The organism is Pseudomonas fluorescens, assembly GCF_902498195.1.
Taxonomy (GTDB): domain Bacteria; phylum Pseudomonadota; class Gammaproteobacteria; order Pseudomonadales; family Pseudomonadaceae; genus Aquipseudomonas; species Aquipseudomonas fluorescens_BU.
This window is the reverse complement of the sequence record NZ_CABVIY010000001.1, coordinates 353,475-372,477: the sequence shown is the minus strand read 5'-3', so window position 1 is coordinate 372,477 and position 19,003 is coordinate 353,475. Positions and strand designations below refer to the sequence as shown.

The 19,003-nt window shown below is 65.5% G+C and carries 6 protein-coding genes; all 6 read left to right on the top strand.

Features of this window, described 5'->3' with window-relative positions; all coding sequences use genetic code 11:
* Positions 1 to 5 precede the first annotated feature (5 nt).
* The 6 genes from F8N66_RS01610 (at position 6) to F8N66_RS01585 (ending at position 19,001) form a co-directional block, all read left to right on the top strand.
* Positions 6 to 11,357: a VCBS domain-containing protein gene (locus F8N66_RS01610; protein WP_150768507.1), complete on the top strand. Its 11,352-nt coding sequence runs from the start codon at positions 6 to 8 to the stop codon at positions 11,355 to 11,357.
* A 29-nt stretch (positions 11,358 to 11,386) separates the two neighbouring features.
* Positions 11,387 to 12,922 (top strand): TolC family protein, encoded by a 1,536-nt coding sequence (locus tag F8N66_RS01605; protein ID WP_150768506.1) that lies wholly within the window; start codon positions 11,387 to 11,389, stop codon positions 12,920 to 12,922.
* Positions 12,903 to 13,661: an efflux RND transporter periplasmic adaptor subunit gene (locus F8N66_RS01600; protein WP_150768505.1), complete on the top strand. Its 759-nt coding sequence runs from the start codon at positions 12,903 to 12,905 to the stop codon at positions 13,659 to 13,661. The genes F8N66_RS01605 and F8N66_RS01600 overlap by 20 nt, the downstream gene beginning before the upstream one ends.
* Positions 13,648 to 14,994, top strand: a complete 1,347-nt coding sequence (locus F8N66_RS01595; RefSeq protein ID WP_191622870.1) for an efflux RND transporter periplasmic adaptor subunit — start codon at positions 13,648 to 13,650, stop codon at positions 14,992 to 14,994. The genes F8N66_RS01600 and F8N66_RS01595 overlap by 14 nt, the downstream gene beginning before the upstream one ends.
* Complete coding sequence (locus F8N66_RS01590; protein WP_150768503.1) at positions 14,994 to 17,090, top strand: HlyD family efflux transporter periplasmic adaptor subunit; 2,097 nt, start codon at positions 14,994 to 14,996, stop codon at positions 17,088 to 17,090. Before F8N66_RS01595 ends, F8N66_RS01590 begins: the two co-directional genes overlap by 1 nt.
* A gap of 258 nt (positions 17,091 to 17,348) precedes the next feature.
* A complete protein-coding gene (locus tag F8N66_RS01585) occupies positions 17,349 to 19,001 on the top strand; it encodes an arylsulfatase (protein ID WP_150768502.1) in 1,653 nt (550 codons plus the stop codon).
* Positions 19,002 to 19,003 lie beyond the last annotated feature (2 nt).

Sequence of the window (19,003 nt, the reverse complement as noted above, 5' to 3'; positions counted from 1 at the left end):
CCACTATGCAGGGTTTACCGCGTCTTTTTACCGGCCTCCACCTGCGCCCGCAGCGCCAGGCCCTGGCCCTTGAGCCACGGATTCTGTTCGACGGCGCCGCCGCCTCGGCCGCCGCCGATCAGCATCACAGCGATCCCGCCGAAGCCGCGCACCCGGCCACCGACCCGGCCGCCACCCCTGCCACCCCGACCGAAGGCCGGCCCGCCACCGAGCAAGCCCCTTCGGCCGCGCGCGCGTTGCTGGTGCTCGACAGCCGCATCGAAAACCGTGAGCAACTGCTGGCGCAACTTCCGGCGAACGTCACGGCCATCGTGGTCAATGTCGGCGAAGACGGGCTGGCGGCGATTTCCGCGGCCCTGGCCCAGCTGGGCAAGGTCGACTCGATCCAGGTGTTGTCCCACGGCGCCGCCGGGCAATTCACCCTGGGCAACCGCACGATCACCTCGGACAACGTCGACCAACTGGGCCAGACCCTCCAGCAGTGGCGCAACAACCTGACCCAGGGCGCCGACATCCAGCTCTACGGTTGCGACATCGGCGCCGGGGCGGCCGGTAAAACCCTGGTCACCGAACTGGCGCGCTGGACCGGCGCCGACGTGGCGGCATCGAACAACGACACCGGCGGCTCGGCCGCAGGCGGCGACTGGACCCTGGAAACCCGGGTCGGCGATATCGACAAGCTCATCGCCCTCAGCAGCACCGCCATGGCCAATTTCCAGGGCCTGCTGGCCGACGCCGCACCCACCGTGACCTTGCCCGCCACCGGCGCAGACGTGTTGCTGGGCGATCGCTTCAACTTCACCGTCAACTTCACCAACACCTCCGGCCAGGAAGGCTATGCACCGTTCCTGACCCTGTTCATGCCCACCAGCGGCAAGGACGGTGACGACGGCGTGAGTTTCATTTCCGCCAGTTACCTGGGGCAAAACCTGGTCACCCACGTGGTGACTTTCGACGCGGCGGGCAATGCCACCCACCCCGTGGCCAAGGACGCCACCGGCAACTTCCTGACCATCAGCGCCTCGGCATTCGGCATGCGCCCGGGCGATCAACTGGTGGTCATCGAACTGCCATTCGCCAGTGTCTCCACCGACCAGCCGGTGATCTCGGTACAAGTCAGCGCCAGCCTGAGCAACCTGGCCGACACCAACTTTTCCAATGGCAGCCCGGACCTGACGATTCGCGCCAGCGGTGGCTTCCAGTTCGGCAACGACGCACTGGACAACCCCTTCGACGACCCCGCCCTGATCCAGGCCGGCACGTCGGCGTTTGTCGTGCACCCGACAGTCATCACCTTTGACGAAACACTCACCACCCCGGAAGGCGAAACCGCCACCGGGCCGAACTACGGCCGTACCCTGACGGTCACCGTGACACCCGCGCCGGGCCAGACGCTGTCCCATGTCATCGTCACGCAGCCGCTGCCGGACAATATCCAGGTCACCGCGATCACCCCCGGTGCCGGCGGGCGCCTGACGTCGATCACCTTGCATGACGGCACCGTGGTCACCGACCCGAGCGCCATCGCCACGCTGATTGCCTCCGACACCGTGTACATCAACTCATTCACGGTCGAATACGACACCCTGACCGCCGCGACCAACACCCAGGTCGCGTTTTATGTGCCCGAAGTCGACGCCAACGGCCAGCCGATCATCAACCCGGTCACCGGCGACGCTGTCACCATCACCCTCGGCGCGCCGACCGCCAGCGGCCAATGGGCACCGCTGGATCCGCGCGATGTCGTGGCGCCGAACACGGTCATCGACTTTAGCGGCACCGGGCAGACCACCGACTTCATCGCCAAGTCCATCACCCTGCTCAAAACGGTGACCTTGCAGACCGACGTCGGCCAGACCGGCATCACCCCCGGCGACACACTCCAGTACAGCCTGAACCTGGCGATTTCCGACTACTTCGCCTTCGGCAAGGACTTCTTCAATGAAGGGCAGCTGATCATTCGCGACCAGCTCAGTGACGGGCAAACCCTCATCGGCACGCCGACACTGGCGGTCACCCTCAACGGCGTCACGCAGACCATCACCCTGGTGAGAACCACCGCCGTCAATGCCGACGGCACCACGTCGATGGCCTTCGATATCGCCCAGTCGCTGCGCAACGCGTTCTCCAACATCCGTGGCTGGCTCAACGGCGACCTGGCCTTTGATGACCGGCTGGAAGGCGCGGTGCTGGCGGTGCTGAGCTACTCGGCCATCGTCGGCCAGACCTACAAGCCGCCCTCGGGCAACCCCCACAGCGAAATCAACGAAGGCGACGAGCTGGGCAACAGTGCCGTGGTCGATGGCACGCTGCTGCAAGACATCTTCAACCTGACCGGGCAAAACGAAACCGACGGATCAACGACCACCAGCGTGATCCCGACCAACACCGTCGACATCCAGATCGTCGAGGTCAATGACGGCACGCCACCGGCCAGCGGCGAGCTCAAGCCCGGCGACGAAGTGACGTTCGAGCTGAGCTACAACCTGGTCACCGGCGACTACGAGCAGTTCTCCCTTACCGCCTACCTGCCGCTGCCGTTGTTCGACGTGAACGGCGTGGCCTGGGCCCTCGGCGACGATCCGGGGCAATGGCAGATCGGCCCCGGCAACACCAATGCCGGTGGCGTGCTCACGGTGACCAGCGGCGCGGGCAACTCGATCACGTTCGACTTCGGCAGCTTTGTCACCGCCGACACCAACGGCAGCCGCATCGTCGTGCGTTTCACCCTGCGGGTGGGCGACCAGCCGTTCGCCGACCAGCGTTCGCTGGATGTGCTGGCGCAATCGAGCCAGCAGACCACCCTCACCGACCGCACGCTGATTTCCTCGGACGTGGCCGTCATTGTCTCGGTGGCCGAGCCGGTGCTGTCGATCAGGCACGGCGTGGTGTCGAGCACCAACGGTACGGTCAGCAACACCACCGGCAGCTGGAAGGCGCCGGGCACTGGCGGTGTGCCGTTCAATGGCAGCGTCACGGATCTGGCCGCCGTGGATGGCAACATCACCGGCATCGACGGCAGCGACGTGTTGCGCATGGTCACGGCCATCGAAAACAGCGGCGGTGGCGGCGCGTACGACGTCAACACCAGCATTACCCTGCCCACCGGCCTGAGCTTTGTCGGCGGCAGCCTGGCCGCCGCCAACCTGCAGATTTTCCGCGGCGACGGCACGGCGCTGGTGCTCGGCGTCGACTACAGCGTCACCGGCAACCAGATCACCTTCCTCGATGCCGGCGGCCAGGCCACCCTGCTCGCCGGGCGCAACGGCACCGCCGCCGACACCAGCGGCGCCAACCTGGTGGTGATCAGCTACGACGTGGTCGTCAGCGCCACCATCGAAGCCAGCCGCAGCCTGCAAAGCACCGCCACCCTGAGCAACTACGCCAGCGTCAACGGCGGCAGCGACTTCACCCCCACTGACCTGACCGACCTGGCCAGCGAGCAAGTGGCGGCGCCCGTGATCAGCAAGGTGTTCGCCGACGGCACCCTGGACAATGGCGATTCCAGCGCCACCCACACCACCGGCAGCGACCTGGTGATCGGTGAAAGCATGCGCTACGACATCGTCGTCACCCTGCCCGAAGGCAGCACGCAAACCCTGCGCATTGAAGACCTGATCCCGCCGGGCATGCGCCTGGACACCAGCTTCAACGGCGGCCTGGGCTACCAGATCATCACCACCCGCGCCGGCAGTGCCGCCCTCGGCGCCGACTTCGCCGGCAGCATCGTGGTCAGCGCGCTGGCCGGCCAGGGCGGCGCCCTGGGCGACGACGGCGTCGATGCGCGTTGGACTTTCAGCGTGTCCGGCGCCACGGCCGACAACCAGACCGGTAACAACAGCTTCGTGATCCGCCTGCAACTGGTGGCCAACAACGTGATCGCCAACCAGGCCAGCAAAGCCCTGCAGAACAGCGCACAACTGCTGTTCAGCGACCCGGACTCCGACACCCCCAACGGCAACGTGGCGGTGGACCGCACGGTCGCCCTGAACGGCGGCCAGCCCACGGTCACCGTGCGAGAACCGACCCTGGCCGTCACGCAAGCCCTGACCTCGACCTCCGGCCTTGGCGGCTACGATCAGGGCGACACCGTGACCTTTACCATCACCCTGAGCAACGGTGCGGGCGGCAGCGACTTCAATGCGTTCGACATCAGTTTCCTCGACAACCTGCCCACCCAGTTGAGCAACATCACCCTGACCGGCGTGCTCTACCAGAACGGCGCGACCAACAACGGCGGCGTCGATTTCGAACTGGTCAACGGCCAGCTGCGCACCGTCAATGGCGCCAACATCGACATCGCCAAGGGCGGCAGCATCGTGCTGAGCCTGTCGGGCGTGGTGAATGCCACGGCGGCGTCCCAGTCCAATTTCGCCAACATCGCGACCGTGCAATGGACCAGCCTCGACGGCACCCAGGGCGGTGAGCGAACCGGCGTGGATGGACTGCTCAATGGCGGCACCCTGAACGACTATCGCAATGCCTCGACCCTGATCGTGCCGGTGGCCCAGGCGATCCAGATCTCGCGGGTCGGCGGCTTGCCCGACACCGCCGCGCCGGCGCCGACCACGGCGCCTCAGGAAGCGGTGACCATCGGCGAAGTGATCCGCTACCGGGTGGTGGTGCTGGTGCCGGAAGGCAACAACCCCAACTACCAGATACAGATCACCCTGGCCAACGGGTTGCAGTTCATTTCCCCGGATGCGCTGGTCAACGCCCTGCGCATCGGCTTCATTGCCGACGGCGGGCTGACCAGCGATGCCAACCTGATTGTCGGCGGCACGCTGAACATCACCGGCAACGAGAACAGCCCGCAGGCCTTGCCCATCACCCCCGACCTGCTGGGCCTGAGCCCCACCGGCGTGTTCGACCCCAGCCGCCTGACCGTGGTCACCAATGGCGACGGCAGCCAGGTGATCACCTTCAACCTTGGCAACGTGGTCAATGGCGGTGGCACGGACGCCGACCTGGAAGGCGTGGTGCTGGAGTTCAACGTGCGCGTCACCAACCAGGCGAGCAATCTCGCCGGTGTCCAGCTGGGTGCCAGTGCGCTGGAGATCGTCAACGGCGCGGGCCGCGCCGCCAGCAATACGCTGCTGGAGCGAATCGTCGAGCCGAGCTTCAATGGCCTTGATAAACAGATCGTCGGCTTTGATCCCAACCCGACCGGCGTCACGGGTACCGCCACGGTGCAACTCAGTTTCACCCAGAACGGCGGCTTGCCGGCGTTCGACGCCCAGCTCAGCGACAGTTTTGCCAGCGGCAGCAATTACACGCTGGTCAGCGTCACGATCAACGGCGTCACCTTTGGTCCGGGCAATCTTCCCAGTGGTGTCACCTTCAGCACCACCGGTGGCGTGAGCGTCAATTTCGATCAACTGGACGTCGGCGCCCAGGTCCAGGTGCGCTACCAGGTCACCCTGCCCAACGCCACGGCCATCGCCAGCAGCAACGCCACGCTGACCTGGAGCAGCCTGCCGGAAGACTTCACCAGTTGGGGCGGCAACAGCGTCGGCACCGACGGCGCCCTCGATGGCGAACGCACCGGCAGCACTGTCGGCCCCAACCAGTACATCCTGCGCGACAACGCCGGGCTCGGCGTGATCAGCGGCACCTTGTGGAACGACACCGCTTCGGCCGACGGCAGCACCGTCCCCGATGGCGCCGGCCTGGCCGGGCAGACCGTCACCCTGACCTGGGCCGGCGCCGACGGCCAACTCAGTACCAGCGCCGACAACCTGGTTTTCAGCACCGTGACCGACGCCAACGGCCAGTACCGCTTCGGCGTGCTGCCCTTGGGCGTATTCCGCATCGACGCCCCCCAGGGACTGGTCAGTTACCCGCAACCGGTGGGCGACCTGCGGGTGCGCATCGACAGCGATGGCGGCACCTTCGGACAGATCACCATCACCCTGGGCGATGCCGATACGCAAACGGCCAACGCCGGCTACGTCGAACAGAACGATGCGCCGGTCAACACCCTGCCCGGCAACCAGCAAGGCCTGGAGGATGTGCAACTGAGCATCGGCGGCATCAGTGTCGCGGACATCGACCTCGACCGTGACCCGAACGTGGCCGACCGCACCATCAGCGTGACCTTGAGCGTGCTCCACGGCACCTTGTCCCTGGGCACGTCGCTGCCGGGCGTGACCGTCACCGGCGCCAACTCGGCCAGCCTCACCCTCAGCGGCACCCTGGCCGACGTCAACTCGGTGCTGGCCAGCCTGCTCTATCTGGGCAACGCCAACTTCAATGGCAACGACACCCTGACCGTAGTCAGCAATGACCTGGGCAATTTCGGCGACGCCAACGGCGACGGCACGCCAGGCACCCTCGCCGACGCACTGACCGACACCGACACCCTGCAAATCATCCTGGCCCCGGTCAATGACCCTCCGGTGGGCGTCGATGACAGCGCCACCGCCGTGGAAGCCGGCGGCACCAACAACAACGTGATCGGCGTCGACCCCACCGGCCAGCTGCTGAGCAACGATACAGACGTCGACATCGCCACCAACGCCGATCGCCTGCACGTGCAGTCCGTTGCTTCAGTCAATGGCACCGGCGTGCAAACGCCGGTGGCCGGTGTATTGCTGATCAACGGCCAATACGGCCAACTGCTCGTCGGCAGCAACGGCGCCTACCAATACATCGTCGACAACAGCAATCCGCTGGTCCAGGCCTTGCGCCTGTCCGGCCAGACCCTGACCGACCGCTTCGACTACGTGCTGTCGGACCTGGCCGGCGCCACCGACACCGCCCGGTTGACCGTGACGATTCAGGGCGCCAACGACACTCCGGTGGGCGTGGACGATGACGGCACCGCGATCGAGGCCGGTGGCGTGTTCAATGGCACGCCGGGCAGCGATGCCGTGGGCAATGTGCTGGGCAACGACACCGATGTGGACAGCGTGGCCAATGGCGAAACCAAAACCGTCACCGCCGTGCGCCCGGTCCCGGAAGCAGGCAGCGGCCCGATCACACCGGTCACCGGCCCCACCAACGTCGTCGGCCTGTATGGCACCTTGACCATCAATCCCGATGGCAGTTATCGCTACGTGGTCGATAACGCCAACGTCACCGTGCAGCGCCTGAGTGCCGGTAATCAGTTGATCGAATTCTTCAGCTACCGGGTGACCGATGCCGGTGGCCTCAACGACGTCGCGCAATTGCGCATCGTCATCCAGGGCGCCAACGACAACCCGGTGGCCAGCGATGACGCCGCCCAGGCCCAGGCGGCCTCCACCAACGGCAACGCCGCCGAAAGCAACCCGACCGGCAATGTGATCCTGTTCCCCAGCCGCCCGGGCACCATCGGTCAGGTGGGTGGCAATGGCGTCGACCAGGACGTCGATGCGGCCGACCGGCCCAGCGAGCAGTTGCAGGTCAACGGCGTGATCAATAAAAGCGAGGCCACGTACGACCCGGTCAATGATGTGCTGAGCGGCGTCACCACCGGCACCACGCAGGCCAACGGTACGGTGGTGGCCGGTTTGTACGGCACCCTGCGCATCGGCGCCGACGGTTCGTTTTTCTACGATGTCGACAGCACCAACGCCACGGTCCAGGGCCTGCAAGCCGGGCAGACACTGACCGAGTTTTTCACCTATCGCGTGGTCGATACCGCCGGGCTGACGGACATTGCGCAACTGGTCATCACCGTGCGCGGCGTCAACGATCCACCCGTGGCGCAGAACGTCATCGCCCTCGCCACCGAACGCGGCGGCGTGAACAACGGCACCGCTGGCGTCGATCCGGTGGGCGACGTGACCGCCACGGCGTTCGATCCGGATGGCGACCCGCTGACGGTCACCTTCATTCGCGCCGGCGCGGAAAACGCGGCAGACACCCCCGTGGCGGTGGTGGCGGGCGGCACGGTGGTCAACGGCGTGTATGGCACCCTGACCATCAATCCCGACGGCAGCTACAGCTACGCCGTGAATAACAACAACCCGGACGTCCAGGCGCTGCGCCGCGGCACCGACCTGCTGCTCGAACGCTTCACCTACACCATCAGCGACGGGGTCAACCCGACGCCGGAAACCGACACCGCCGAAATCATCGTGCTGATCCGTGGGCAGAACGACAACCCGGTGGCCAGCGATGATGCTGCCATCGCCATCGAGGCTGGCGGGCTGAACAACAACCTGCCAGGCCAGGACCCTGCGGGCAATGTGCTGAGCAACGACAGCGACGTCGACGGCGGTGAAATCCCCGCCGACCTCCCCGCCCATGACTACGGCGAGACCCGCGCAGTGGCGTCGGTGCGCACCGGTGTCGAGGGCTCGGCGGGCACCGCCGGAACACTGGGCAGCGAACTGCGCGGCACCTATGGCTGGCTCACGCTGAACGCCGACGGCAGCTACAGCTATCGCCTGGACAACAGCCTGCCGGCAGTCCAGGCCTTGCGTGCCGGCAACACCCTCGCCGACAGCTTCAACTACAACGTGATCGACGCCAGTGGCGCGCAGGACACCGCGACCCTGACCATCACCATCCAGGGTGCCAACGACAACCCGGTGGCGCAAAACGATGCCGCCACCGCCATCGAGGCCGGTGGCCTGAACAACGCCACGCCGGGGATCAACCCCAGCGGCAACGTGTTGGCCAACGACAACGACGTCGACGGCAACGGCGAAACGCTGAGCGTCATCGATGTGCGCCAGGGCACCTCCGTCGGGGTCATCGGCGCCGGCCTGACCGGCGCTTTCGGCACCCTCACCCTCGGTGCCAACGGCAACTACACCTACGTGCTCGATAACGGCAATCCGCAGGTCCAGGCCTTGCGCACCAACGGCGATGTATTGACCGAAACCTTTACCTACCAGATCCGCGACCTGGCCGGCGCCACCAGCACCGCCACCCTGACCATCATCATTCGCGGCAGCAACGACAACCCGCTGGCGGTCAATGACAGCATCGTGGCCGTCGAGGCCGGCGGCACCGCCAACGCCACGCCGGGGATCAACCCCAACGGCAATGTGCTGACCAACGACACCGACGTCGATGCCAATGACACCAAGACCGTCACCGACATTCGCACCGGCGCCGAAGCCGCCGGCGGCACGTTCACCGGTGTGACCACCAGCCAGACCCTCAACGGTCTGTACGGCACGCTGACGATCAACGCCAACGGCACTTACAGTTATGTGATCAACAACAATCTGGCGGCCGTCCAGGCGCTCAAGGTCGGCGATTCGCTGGTGGAAACCTTTACCTACCGGCTGCGCGACACCGCCGGCGCCACCGACATCGCGCAACTGAGTATCCGCGTCGACGGCGCCTGGGATGCGCCGGTGGCCACCAATGACGTGGCGGTGGCCGTGGCCGACAACGGCGCCGGCAACAGCGTCAACCCGACCCGCAACGTGTTGCCCAACGACTCCGATGTCGACCAGGGCGATGTCCTGCACGTCAGCGGCATACGCGTTGGCACCGAAGCGGCGGGCGGTGCGCTGGATGCGGTCAATCCGGGCACCAATAACACCAACGGCACGCTGGTCACCGGTCAGTTCGGGCAATTGATCATCGGCGCCGACGGCAACTACACCTACATCATCGATTCCAGCAACCCGACCGTTCAGGCCCTGGGCCCGTTGCAATTCCTCGATGAACACTTCACCTACCAGGTCACCGACCTGGGCGGGCTCAGCGACCTGGCGGAGATTCACATCATCATCCGCGGGCGCAATGACGCCCCCGACGCCAACACCGACACCGGCACCGCCGTCGAAGCCGGCGGCCTGAACAACGCCCAGGCGGGCGTCGACCCCGGCGGCAATGTCATCGGCAACGACACGGACCTGGAAGGCGATACCCTGACCGTGACGGCCCTGCACACCGGCGGCCTGGGCGAAACCGGCAACAACGGCGTGGTCGGCACGGCATTGCGCGGGCGCTACGGCGACTTGGTCCTGCTGCCCGACGGCACCTGGCGCTACACGCTGGACAACAGCCTGCCCGAGGTCCAGGCCCTGCGTGTCAGCGGCCAGACCCTGAGCGACGTGTTCACCTACACCCTGACTGACATCTTCGGTGCCTCTTCGAGCGCCGAATTGCAGATCACCGTCGACGGCCGCAATGACACGCCCGTCGCCCTGGACGATGGCAGCACCGCCCTCGAAGCCGGCGGGGTCAACAACGGCACGCCGGGCACCAACGCCACCGGCAACGTGCTGGACAACGACAGCGACGTCGACAGCGTGGCCAACGGCGAGAGCAAGCAGGTGCTCAGCGTCAGCGCCCAGAACGGCCAGAGCAGCGCTGCCGGTCAGGCCCTGATCGGCCTCTACGGGCAATTGATCCTCAATGCCGACGGCAGCTACACCTACCTGATCGACAACAGCAACCCGCAGGTGCAGGCCCTGCGCACCGCCGCCAACACCCTGAGCGAGACCTTCACCTATCGCATGAGCGACACCTTCGGGGCGACCTCGGATGCGCGCCTGACCGTCGTCATCCAGGGCGCCAACGATGCCCCCGTGGCGCAGAACGACAGCGCCATCGCCAGCGATCAGGTGCCGCCACCGCAAGCCACCGGCAACGTGCTGCCCAACGACGGCGACGTGGATGCCAACGACGGCTTGCAAGTGGTCGCCGTGCGCACCGGCAGCGAAGCCGGCACCGGCACGCCGGGGACGATCGGCCAGCCAATCCTGGGCCTCTACGGCACGCTGGTCCTGAACGCGGACGGCAGCTTCACCTACACCATCGACCAGACGAACCCTGCGGTGCTGGCCGCCGCCGGGCTGGGCCAGGTGCTGCAGGACGTCTTCACCTACACCATCAACGACCTCAACGGCGCCAGCGACCAGGCCGAACTGGTGATCACCCTGGACGTCGCCACGCCGTTCATTCCGGCGCCGCAGGGCAACTTCTTCGACAACGACCCGAACAACCGCAATGGCAACCTGCGCCTGCCCGACCCGACACCGGCGATCTTCATCACCCCGGTGGTGGAGCGCGAGGCGCGTTTCCTTGAGGTCTCGGCCTGGAATGCCGGGGGCGCCAGTTTATACCTGGGCAGTGTCGGCCAATTGCAGAGCGAGTCGCTGGCCGCCGGGCTGGGCCTGGTGCCGGGGCAATTCGTCGCCCAGGCCGTGCGCGAAAGCCGCCTGGAAAGCGATCTCGACCTGGCCTGGATCCTTGGCCGTCAGGGCCGGACCAGCCTGAGCGCCGATGGCCTGTTGAGCGATCCGTCGCTGTTCACCATCGACAGCGCCCACATGACCCAGGGGCCGGCACAATCCGAACCGCCAGCGGAACCCCGGCAGGGCCGGGGCTTCAGCGCCCAGTTGCGCAATGCCGCGAACCGTCTGTACCCGGTCAACCGGGAGCCCCGTAACCCGACCTACTGAATAAAACCGGTAAACGCAAAGGATTGAACATGCCCAGAACCGCGACCAGGCTGTTGAGTACCGCCCTCGTTTCGACGCTGCTGCTCAGCGCCTGCTCATCGCTGGAGCCCAAGCCTTCCACCGATGAGGAAAACCGCCAGCGCATCCTCGCCGATCAGTCACGCATGTACGCCGGCCAGGAAGCGGTCACCGCGCCCATCACCTTCTACGAGGCGGCGGCGCGGGCACTGAAATACAACCTCGACTACCGCCTCAAGCTCATGGAAAGCGCCCTGGCCTCGGACCTGCGCGACGTGTCGAGCCACGAAATGCTGCCACGCCTGGTGGCGTCGGCCGGGTATGCCGGGCGCAACAACGATTCGGGCGGCACCTCCATCGGCATCGAGGACCGCCAGGTCAGCTTGCGGCCATCGACCTCCGAAGAACGCTATCGCGAACTCTACGGTTTGGGACTGAGCTGGAGCCTGCTGGATTTCGGCGTGGCCTATTACCGCACCCAGCAGAAATCCGACCAGATCCTGATGGCCGAGGAACGCCGGCGCAAAGTCGCGCAGAACGTCTTGCAGGATGTGCGCAACGCGTACTGGCGGGCGCTCGGCGCCCAGCGGTTGATGCCGGAAGTCGACAAACTGCTGACCCGCACCCAGAGCGCCCTGACCTCGGCCCGGGAAGCCGAAGGCCGTGGCCTGCTGCCGCGCCAGGAAATCCTCGCCTACCAGCGCGCCCTGCTCGATTCCATTTACCTGCTGACCGTGCGCCGCCAGGACCTCGAATTCGCCCAGGCCGAACTGGCGGCACTGATGTCGTTGCCTCCGGGCTCGAAAATGGTCCTGGCCGACACCACCGAGCCGCCCTTGCCGGAACTGCACCAGAGCATGGCGCAGCTCGAACAGCTGTCCATGGAAAACCGCCCGGAGATCATGGAAGAGTGGTACCGCAAACGGGTGAACCAGAAGGACCTGGACATCGCCAAGGCGCAGCTGTGGCCCAACGTCAGCGTCGACTTCGGCTACAAGTACGACTCCAACAAATACCTCTACAACAGCGACTGGATGGGCACCGGCCTGCAAGTCTCGATGAACCTGCTGCGCTTGCTGCAATTGCCGGCGTTGAACGCCGCGGAGAAATCCCAGGGCGAGACCGACGACACCCGGCGCGTGGCCCTGTCGATGGCGATTCTGACCCAGGTGCGGGTCGGCACCCTGCGCTATCAACTGGCGCGCCAGGAGGTGGAATTCACCGAAGAGAGCCTGCGGGTCGATCGCAGCCTGCTCGATTACGCCCAGGCGGCCAAGACCGGCGCCCTCGGCTCCGAGCTGGAAGTGATCCGCGCCGAAGGCCGCTACCTGCTCTCGCGTTACCAGCGCGAAGCGGCATTTTCCAGCGCCCAGGCGGCCTGGGGCCGGCTGTACAACTCGGTGGGGCTGGACGTCCTGCCGAACGAAATCGACAAGCACGACATCAAGACCCTGGCCCGGGAAATCCAGAACACCTTGAACCAACAGGAGCAGCAACGCCTGCTCGTCACCCAGCAAGGAATGCCGAATGTTCAGACCCGCCCGTGACTCGCGATGGTTGTTGCTCCTGCTGACCGCTGCCGCCCTCGGGGCCCAGGCCGACGACCCGCCCGCGCCAGGCGCGTCGACGATCCGCGTGTTGCTCGCCGCCGAGCTGGAAACCACCCTCTCCAGCCAGATGAACGGGACGCTCGGTGAGTTGAAAGCCACCTTCGGCGAGCATGTGGCCAAGTCGGCCCTGCTGGCGCGCTTCAATTGCAACGAGGCCGAGGCCCGCAGCAAGGTGGCCGTGGCGGAACTGGCGATGGCCAGGCAGAACCTGGAGGCGAAAAAACAGCTGCGCCAGCTCAATGCGGTCGGCGACATCGAAGTGTCGATGGCCAATACCGAGGTGCAGAAAGCCGAGGGCGCACGGGCCATGGGCGTGGCCCAGAGCGGTTACTGCCAGGTGCTGGCGCCGTTTTCCGGGACCGTGGCCAAGGTCTACGTCAAGCCCTACCAGACCGTCAGCGCCGGCACGCCGCTGTTCGACCTGGTCAGTGACGGCGCCTTGAAGGTGCGCCTGAACGTGCCCTCCAACCTGCTCAAAACCCTGAAGAAGGGCATGCCGCTGCACGTGAGCATTCATGAAACCGGCAAAACCTACGCGGCCCATGTGACGGTGGTCAATTCACGGGTCGACGCCGTGGCGCAGACCGTCGAACTGGAAGCCCGGCTCGACGAAAAATTCCCCGATCTGATGGCCGGCATGAGCGGCACGGCGCGGTTTGATCATGACAATGAATGAGCCCCTGCCCCACCCGCATCTGTTGCTGGAACTCGATGCCCTGCGCGACAAGGCGATCGCCGCCGACTCGCTGAACGCCCTGGCCTTCAGCATGGCCAACGACCTCTATCCGCTGCTGCCGTTTCACCAGGCGCTGGTGTTCGCCCAGCGTGATACGTCACTGGAACTGCTGTGCGTCTCCGGCCTGTCGCGCCCCAGCGAAGACTCGCCCTATTTGGTGTGGTTAGGTCGCGCCAGTCGCTGGATCGCCACCCAGGTGCCGGGCGGCGAACCGGTCTGGTTGACCCAGGACAGCAGCGCACCGCCGCCGGACATCGCCGAGGGCTGGAGCGAATGGTGGCCGTCGGGCCTGTGGTGCGTGCCGATACAGGATCGCGAGCAGCAGCGCCTCGGCCTGTTGTTGCTGCTGCTCGAACAGGAACCGCCCGCCCTGTTGCGCCAGGTGCTCAGCGGCCCGATACAGACCTGGGCCTATTGCTGGGCCGCGCTGACCCGGCGTCGGCGTTTCGGCCGCTGGTGGCCCAACCGCAAACAAACCCTGCTCGGCCTGTTGCTGCTTGGTGGGTTGCTGTTGCTGCCAGTGCGGCAAACCGCCCTGGCACCGACGGAGATCGTCTCGCGCCAGGCGCAGATCATCAGCTCGCCCATCGATGGCGTGATCGAGCACATCCGGGTCCGCCCCAACCAACCGGTGGAGGCCGGCACGCCGCTGTTTTCCCTCGACGAAACCACCCTGCGCAGCCGCGCCGAAGTGCTCGGCAAAGAGGTGGCGGTGGCCGATGCCGAGTTGCAGGCCGCCAGCCAGCGGGCGTTCGACAACCCCCAGAGCAAAGGCGAACTGACCCTGCTCGAAGGTCGCGCGCAACAGCGCCGGGCAGAACTGGCGGCGGTGCAGGCACAACTCAAGCGCACCCGGGTGCTGTCGCCCCGCGCGGGCGTCGCGGTGTTCAGCGACCCCAACGACTGGCTGGGCAAACCGGTGGTGACCGGCGAACGCATCATGCAGGTCGCCGACCCGAGCCAGCCGGCCATGCTGATCCAGCTGGCGGTGGCCGACGCCATCGCCCTGGAGCCCGGCGCCGAGGTCACGCTGTTCCTCACCGCGTACCCGCTGACCCCGCTCAAGGGCCAAATCCTCGAAACCAGCTACCAGGCCCGGCCCAGCGACGAAGGCGTGGTTGCTTATCGATTGCTGGCGAGCATCGACGGCACGCCGGACCACGCGCGCCTCGGCTTGCACGGCACCGCCAAGCTGTACGGCGGCCGGGTGATGCTCGGTTACTACCTGCTGCGTCGACCGCTGGCGACGTTGCGCGCCTGGAGTGGCTGGTAATGCTCGATCCGGCCGACATCCCCCTGCCCCCGTTGCGCGAGGACCTGCGCCTGAGCGAGGCCGCCCACGGCAGCAGCGGCGAACCGGCCTGGGTGATTCAGGACACGGTGATCAACCGCTTCTACCGCATCGGCTGGCTGGAGTTCGAATGCCTGCTGCGCTGGGGCCAGTCGCCCCGGCAGATCAGCCAGCAGATCGCCGAAGGCACCGCGCTCAAACCCGACGTGGAGCAAATCCTCGACTTCCGCCAGTTCCTCGAACAGCACCAATTGCTGCGCGCCGGCCCCGCGGCACTGGCGCGCTTGCAGGCCAAGGGCGACGAAGGCAGTTGGCTGAGCTGGCGCTGGTGGCTGCACCACTACCTGTTTTTCCGCATACCGCTGCTGCGCCCGCAGCAACCGCTGCAACACCTGGCCCATGCCCTGCGCTGGCTGTTCCATCCGCTGACGGCGATCCTGGTGGTGAGCCTGAGCGTGCTGGGGGTGATCCTGGTCCTGCAACAATGGGACAGCTTCACCCACGCGGTGGTTGAGTCCTTTTCCACCGAAGGCCTGTTCAGTTTCGCCCTGGCGCTGATCGTCGCCAAGACCCTGCACGAACTGGGGCACGCGCTGGTGGCGACGCGCCTGGGGTTGCGCGTCGGGCACATGGGCATCGCCTTCGTCGTGCTGTGGCCGATGCTCTACACCGACACCGGCGAAAGCTGGAAGCTCAGCCGCTCGCGGCAACGGCTGGCCATCGCTTCGGCCGGGATCGTCACCGAGTTGTCCCTGGCCGGGCTCTCGACCCTGGGTTGGGCGCTGTGCGATCCGGGGCCGTTGCGCAACGCCCTGCTGTACCTGGCAACCACCAGCTGGTTGTTGTCGCTGGCCTTGAACGCCAGCCCGTTCATGCGTTTCGACGGGTATTTCATCCTGTCCGACCTGCTGGATTTTCCCAACCTGCACGAACGCGCTTCGGCGCTGGCCCGGGTCACCCTGCGGCGCAACCTTTTGGGGTTGCAGGAAGACTGGCCGGAGGTGTTCCCCACCGGCCAGCGACGACTGCTGGTGGCCTTCGCCATCGTCACCTGGCTGTATCGCCTGGTGCTGTTCCTGGGGATCGCGTTGGCGGTCTACCTGTTCTTTTTCAAACTGCTCGGGATCATCCTGTTCATGGTCGAACTGTCCTGGTTTATCGCCCTGCCGGTGATGCGCGAGCTGGGTCACTGGTGGGCCCGGCGCGCCGCCATTCCACGCCTGCGAAAAGTGCTGTTCTACTCGGTACTGGGCATGATCCTGCTTGTCCTCGCCCTGCCCTGGCGAACCCAGATCGACGCGGTGGGCGTGGCCCGCGCCGAACATCAGCTACGGGTCTATGCGCCCTACCCGGCACGCCTGCAATCGATCCACGGCGAGGGCCCGGTCAAGGCCGGCGAGGTGCTGGTGGTGCTCGACGAACCGGACATCGCCTCGCGCCTGCACAGCAGCGAAGCCAATGCCCGCAGCTACGAGGCGCGCTTGTCCGGATTGCTGGCCGACCCCGGCGGCCTGGCCGAAGACGCGGTCACCCGCCAGCGCCTCAATGTGCAATTCGAGGAAGCCCGGGCGGCCCGCTCGGAAATGGCCCGGCTCAACCTGCAAACGCCCTTCGCCGGCCTGTGGCTGGACGTCAATCCGGACTGGAAAACCGGCCAGTGGATCGGCCGCCAGGAATCCCTGGGCATCCTGATCGACCCGCGCAGCTGGCAGGTGGACGCCTACGTCGCCCAGGACCAGGTGCATCGCCTGGTCGCCGGTGGCCGTGTGCGTTTCTATCCCGACGGCCAGACCACGCCCTTGGCCGGCAAGGTGTTGGCGATCGGCAGTACCCGCGCCAGCCAGTTGTCCCATCGCATGCTCTCGTCACGCTTTGGCGGCCCGGTGCCGACCACCGCTCAAGAACATGAGCTGGTGCCAGGCGAGGCCCTGTTCCAGGTCCTGGTCCAGCTCGACGAGCCATTGCCGAGCCTGCGTGAAACCCGTGGTCATTTGAAAATCGAAGGTGAGCGACGCAGTGTACTGGCCGATCTTGCGACCCGCTTTCTTGCCGTATTGATGCGCGAAAGCGGGTTTTGACAGTTGCTTTCCCGACCTCCTGTCACCGGGAGGATGGCGGCTGTGCGGCGTTGCACAGCCACTACAAAAAAATCGACGAACGACGTCTATTCCACGGGTTTCGCCCGCGCCACGCAGGATATGTCAACTAACCTTTCACGACTGCGTTGACAGTCAACAGGAAGTCTATTGCTTCATTGGAAGGTTTCCTTGAACGCTCCAGACGCAGGGTTGGGTGGTCCGGCAACTACGATCAACTCTTGAGAAAGGAAACCGGGTATGAATAGGCTCTCGCATCGCACCAGGTTCTATGTGGCATGTTCATTGGTCATGGCCCTCAACGGCATTGCCCAGGCAGCACAGACAGAAAAACCCAATATTCTGTTCATCGTTTCCGACGACACCGGCTACGGTGACCTGGGGCCTTATGGCGGCGGCGTGGGTCGCGGGATGCAAACGCCGCGCATCGACGAACTCGCCGCCGAAGGCACCACCTTCTATTCCTTCTACGCCCAACCCAGCTGCACACCGGGCCGGGCCGCGATGCAGACCGGGCGCATCCCCAACCGCAGCGGCATGACCACGGTGGCCTTCCAGGGCCAGGGTGGCGGCTTGCCGGCGGCGGAATGGACCCTGGCGTCCGTGCTGAAAACCGGCGGCTATGAAACTTACTTCACCGGCAAGTGGCACCTGGGCGAGGACGACTACGCCCTGCCCAACGCCCAGGGTTACGACGTCATGAAGTACGTCGGCCTGTATCACCTGAACGCCTACACCTACGCGGACCCGACCTGGTTCCCGGACATGGATGACGAGACACGGGCGATGTTCACCAAGGTGACGCGCGGCGCCTTGTCGGCCAAGGCCGGGGAAAAACCGGTCGAGGACTTCAAGATCAACGGCCAGTACGTCGACACGCCCGTGGTGGATGGCAAGCCCGGTGTGGTCGGTATCCCGTTCTTCGACAACTACGTCGAAAAAGCCACGATGGAATTTCTCGACACCGCGGCAAAATCCAGCAAACCGTTCTTCATCAACGTCAACTTCATGAAGGTGCACCAGCCGAACATGCCGGCACCGGAGTTCGTCCTCAAGTCGATCTCCAAGACCAAGTACGCCGACTCCATCGTTGAACTCGACACCCGCATCGGGCGCATCATGGACAAGCTCAAAGCGCTGGGCCTGGATAAAAACACCCTGGTGGTTTACACCACCGACAACGGCGCCTGGCAAGACGTCTACCCCGACGCCGGCTACACGCCCTTCCGGGGCACCAAAGGCACGGTGCGCGAAGGCGGCAACCGGGTGCCGGCGATCATGTCCTGGCCGGGCAAGATCAAGCCCAATACCAAGAACCACGACATCATGGGCGGGCTGGACCTGATGGCGACGTTCGCCTCGGTGGCCGGCATCAAACTGCCGGACAAGGACCGTGAAGGCAAACCGATCATCTTCGACAGCTACGACATGACCCCGGTGCTGCTGGGTACGGGCCCGGACCCGCGTAAGGAATGGTTCTACTTCACCGAAAACGAACTGTCGCCCGGCGCTGCCCGTGTCGGCAACTACAAAGCGGTGTTCAACCTCAGGGGCGACAACGGCGCCGCGACCGGTGGCCTGGCCGTCGACTCCAACCAGGGCTGGAAAGGCCCGACCAAGTATGTCGCGACGGTGCCGCAGGTGTTCGACCTGCTGCAGGATCCGCAGGAGCGCTATGACGTTTTCATGAACAACTACACCGAGCACACCTGGACAATGGTGCCCATCAGCGCGGCGATTACCAAACTGATGAAAACCTACGTCCAGTACCCTCCACGCAAACTGCAAAGCATGAGCTACGACGGTCCGATCGAAATTTCCAAGTACCAGAAATTCCAGTCGGTTCGCGAAGACCTGGAGAAGGAAGGCATCACCCTTCCAGCGCCTAACTAGCC

Coding starts and splice junctions, on each gene's coding strand:
- F8N66_RS01590 (WP_150768503.1), top strand. CDS start 14,994: ATGCTCGATCCGGCCGACATCCCCCTGCCCCCGTTGCGCGAGGACCTG.
- F8N66_RS01600 (WP_150768505.1), top strand. CDS start 12,903: ATGTTCAGACCCGCCCGTGACTCGCGATGGTTGTTGCTCCTGCTGACC.
- F8N66_RS01585 (WP_150768502.1), top strand. CDS start 17,349: ATGAATAGGCTCTCGCATCGCACCAGGTTCTATGTGGCATGTTCATTG.
- F8N66_RS01605 (WP_150768506.1), top strand. CDS start 11,387: ATGCCCAGAACCGCGACCAGGCTGTTGAGTACCGCCCTCGTTTCGACG.
- F8N66_RS01610 (WP_150768507.1), top strand. CDS start 6: ATGCAGGGTTTACCGCGTCTTTTTACCGGCCTCCACCTGCGCCCGCAG.
- F8N66_RS01595 (WP_191622870.1), top strand. CDS start 13,648: ATGACAATGAATGAGCCCCTGCCCCACCCGCATCTGTTGCTGGAACTC.